The sequence below is a fragment of the Nocardioides sp. NPDC057577 genome (assembly GCF_042801335.1).
Lineage (GTDB): Bacteria > Actinomycetota > Actinomycetes > Propionibacteriales > Nocardioidaceae > Nocardioides.
In genome coordinates this window covers 1-2,845 of the sequence record NZ_JBHVGB010000306.1, presented here as the reverse complement: position 1 = coordinate 2,845, position 2,845 = coordinate 1, and the positions used below count along the sequence as shown (strand labels likewise).

Here is a 2,845-nt window from a genome sequence, read left to right as displayed (position 1 = left end):
CGGCGCATCCGGGTGGCTCAGAGCTCGCGGGTGGCGTGAAGCGCCAGCTGGGTGCGGGTGGTGAGGCCGGAGACGGCCAGGATCCGGGTGACGTACTTCTTCACGCTCGCGGGAGTCAGATGGAGGACCTCGGCGATCTCGGTGTTGTCGAGGCCCTGGCCCACCAGCAGGGCCACCTCCCGCTGCCGCGGTGAGAGGTCGGTCAGGGTGGCGGCAGGGCCGAGGTCGTCGCTCGGCAGCGTGTGGGCGATCTGGTTGAGCGGGCCGACCAGGAGGCGGAGCGAGACCAGGTGCTCGCGGCGAAGCCGGTCCTCCTGGGGGTCGAACAGGCCGACCAGTGCCTTGTTGCCGTCCTTGAGTCTGAGGTACATCGCAGTGGCGCTGCGAATACCGTGGCGCAGCAGGTAGTCGGACACGTAGCTGCGCGCCGGGCCGTGGAGCCTGGCCAGCTCGGACAGCGAGGCGACCCGGGTCTCGTTGAGGTCGCGCAGGGCGCCGGGACTGGCGAAGATGTCGTGGTTGCGCCACTGAGCCTGGTATTCGGGCAGCATCCGTCGGGTGATGCCCTCGACGACCGGGTCGGGATCGAAGCACGCCAGACCGGCGGAGCGTCCGACGAAGAAGGTCGCCGAGCGTACGCCGTAGACCTGGCAGAGCGCCTCGGTCAGCCGGCCCTTGAAGCCGGAGACGTCGGAGACGCCGTCGACTCGTTCGAGCACGTCGAACGCCCTCCGGTACGCGCCCAGGCTTGCACGCTCCGTCATTGCGGTCACCTCCTCACCCCGTCGTGCGGGATGGTGCGATGCTAGTCGATCTTTAGTGACGACCGTCACGTCTTGACCCCGCAGGGGGACAGCGCCCCGCCCCGAGCGAGAACCAGACTCGCGGTATCGCCGACGCAACCGGATGCGCCGGCCAATCAGACGGGAGCCTCGAATGCTCAACGGCAAGTATGTGATCGACGCGGTGGTCCACTCCTACAACCTCGATCCCGCCAACCACGCGGTCCCGCGGCACGCCGAGGGCATCACCGGGATGATCTTCGGGGTCGTCGCCGGCTCCGGGCCGGAGTACGAGCTGGGCTGGGACCAGTACGTCCGCGACTGGGACGTCGACGAGACCGCCTCGACGCTGTTCCTCGAGTCCGACACCGACTTCGCGATCTACCACCCGGTCCCCATCGGCGCCTACAAGGACGGTCTCGTCTCGGTCGAGAAGGCCGCCGAGGTACTGAAGAAGCACCCGACCCGATTCCGCAGCTATGCGACGGTGGACCCCATGGCCGGCCAGGCGGCCATCGACGAGCTCGAGCGCCAGGCCGAGCTCCTCGACCCGATCGGGCTCAAGCTCTATCCCTCGTCCTGGACGGCCGAGGGCAAGCACCGGAGCTTCCGGATGGACGACGAGTCGATCGTCTACCCGCTCTACGAGAAGGCCAAGCAGCTCGGGATCGGCACGGTCGCGGTCCACAAGGCGGTGCCGCTGGGCCCGGTCCCGATGGACCCCTACAAGCTCGGCGACATCGACGGCGCCGCCGGCGACCACCCGGACCTCAACTTCGAGATCGTCCACGGCGGGGTCGCCTTCTGTGAGGAGACGGCCTGGCTGCTGGCACGCTTCCCCAACGTCTTCATCAATCTGGAGACCCTCAACATCATCTGCGCCAAGCGTCCCGAGCAGTTCTCCCGGGCGGTGCTCGACATGGCCGTCGCCGTCGGTGACCACATCTACGACCGGATGTGGTGGGGCACCGGCCACATGGCCTACCACGCCCGCCCCTGTCTCGAGGCGTTCGAAGCGTTCCAGTTCCCCGAGGCCGACCTCGAGCGTGCCGGCCAGTTCGCCCCGGTCTCGCAGATCACCGACGAGCACAAGGCCAAGATCCTGGCCGGGAACTACGCCACGACGATGGGCCTCGACCTCGCGCAGCTGCGTGAGGACACTGCGGACGACGACTTCGCCCGGAAGCGAGCGGCCGGTGGTGCTGCCGCGCCGTGGGCGACGAGCCGCACTCCGGTGGGGGCGCAGTCATGAGCCTCGAGGAGCAGGTGCTCGACGCCCTGCGCAACGTCGTCGACCCGTGCAGCGTCGCGGCCCAGACACCGTTCGACATCGTCGACATGGGTCTCGTGGACGGCGTAGCCACCGACGATGACGGACGTGTCGTCGTCCGCCTCTCGCTCACGACCCCGTCCTGCATGATGCTCGGCCAGCTCACCGAGCAGATCGATGAGCACGTCGGCCGCGTCGTCGGCCACGTGCCGCGGGTACAGCTCGACGACGGCATGACCTGGACGCCCGAGCGGATGAGCGGCCGCGCCCAGGAGGTCCGCGAGGCGCGGCTCCGTGTCCTCACCCTTCTCCCCACCCCGCACGCCGGCAGCTGAGGAACGACGATGACCACAACCCCGCAGAACACGACTGAAGCGATCGGTGCGACGAACGACGTCGCCCTTGCCCGCCACGCCATCGAGAACCTGATCGCCGAGTACGCCCACGGCGCCGACCTTCGTGACCGCGACCGCTTCGCCGCGGTGTGGCACGACGACGCCCGCTGGGACCTCGACGGGACCGAGCTGACCGGGATCGAGGCGATCCTCGCCGGCCTCGGGGGCTTCTGGGACGCCTTCGCGCAGATGTTCCACGTCTTCGGCAGCATCTCGATCGCCATCGACGGCGACACCGCGACCGGCGAGTCGACGGTCCACGCAGTGCTCGTCGACAACGACGGCCAGGCCAAGCACGCCGTCGGCCGCTACGTCGACACCTACACCCGGGTCGACGGGCGGTGGGGAATCGCGACCCGGACGACGACCATCGGTCGTCTCGCCGACCTCGCCTGAGG

4 protein-coding genes are annotated in these 2,845 nt (G+C 68.9%); 3 read left to right on the top strand and 1 reads right to left on the bottom strand.

Annotation, left to right across the window (positions count from 1 at the left end; all coding sequences use genetic code 11):
- Positions 1-17: 17 nt before the first annotated feature.
- Entirely contained in the window at positions 18-764 is a 747-nt protein-coding gene (locus ACFU7D_RS29260) for a response regulator transcription factor (protein ID WP_378725789.1), read from the bottom strand.
- Between the two features lie 172 nt (positions 765-936).
- Here ACFU7D_RS29260 and ACFU7D_RS29255 point away from each other — a divergent pair, with 172 nt between their 5' ends.
- From ACFU7D_RS29255 to ACFU7D_RS29245, 3 genes are read left to right on the top strand one after another with little or no spacing between them, the layout of a single operon-like run.
- Entirely contained in the window at positions 937-2,034 is a 1,098-nt protein-coding gene (locus tag ACFU7D_RS29255; RefSeq protein ID WP_378873946.1) for an amidohydrolase family protein, read from the top strand.
- The gene (locus tag ACFU7D_RS29250; RefSeq protein ID WP_378873943.1) at positions 2,031-2,387 is read left to right on the top strand and encodes a metal-sulfur cluster assembly factor; all 357 of its coding nucleotides are present in this window, start codon (positions 2,031-2,033) and stop codon (positions 2,385-2,387) included. The genes ACFU7D_RS29255 and ACFU7D_RS29250 overlap by 4 nt, the downstream gene beginning before the upstream one ends.
- A gap of 9 nt (positions 2,388-2,396) precedes the next feature.
- Positions 2,397-2,843, top strand: a complete 447-nt coding sequence (locus tag ACFU7D_RS29245; RefSeq protein WP_378873940.1) for a nuclear transport factor 2 family protein — start codon at positions 2,397-2,399, stop codon at positions 2,841-2,843.
- Positions 2,844-2,845 lie beyond the last annotated feature (2 nt).

What these genes read in the sequence shown, in the direction of transcription:
- ACFU7D_RS29255 (WP_378873946.1), top strand. Translation starts at nt 937, where the DNA reads ATGCTCAACGGCAAGTATGTGATCGACGCGGTGGTCCACTCCTACAAC.
- ACFU7D_RS29245 (WP_378873940.1), top strand. Translation starts at nt 2,397, where the DNA reads ATGACCACAACCCCGCAGAACACGACTGAAGCGATCGGTGCGACGAAC.
- ACFU7D_RS29260 (WP_378725789.1), bottom strand. Translation starts at nt 764, where the DNA reads ATGACGGAGCGTGCAAGCCTGGGCGCGTACCGGAGGGCGTTCGACGTG.
- ACFU7D_RS29250 (WP_378873943.1), top strand. Translation starts at nt 2,031, where the DNA reads ATGAGCCTCGAGGAGCAGGTGCTCGACGCCCTGCGCAACGTCGTCGAC.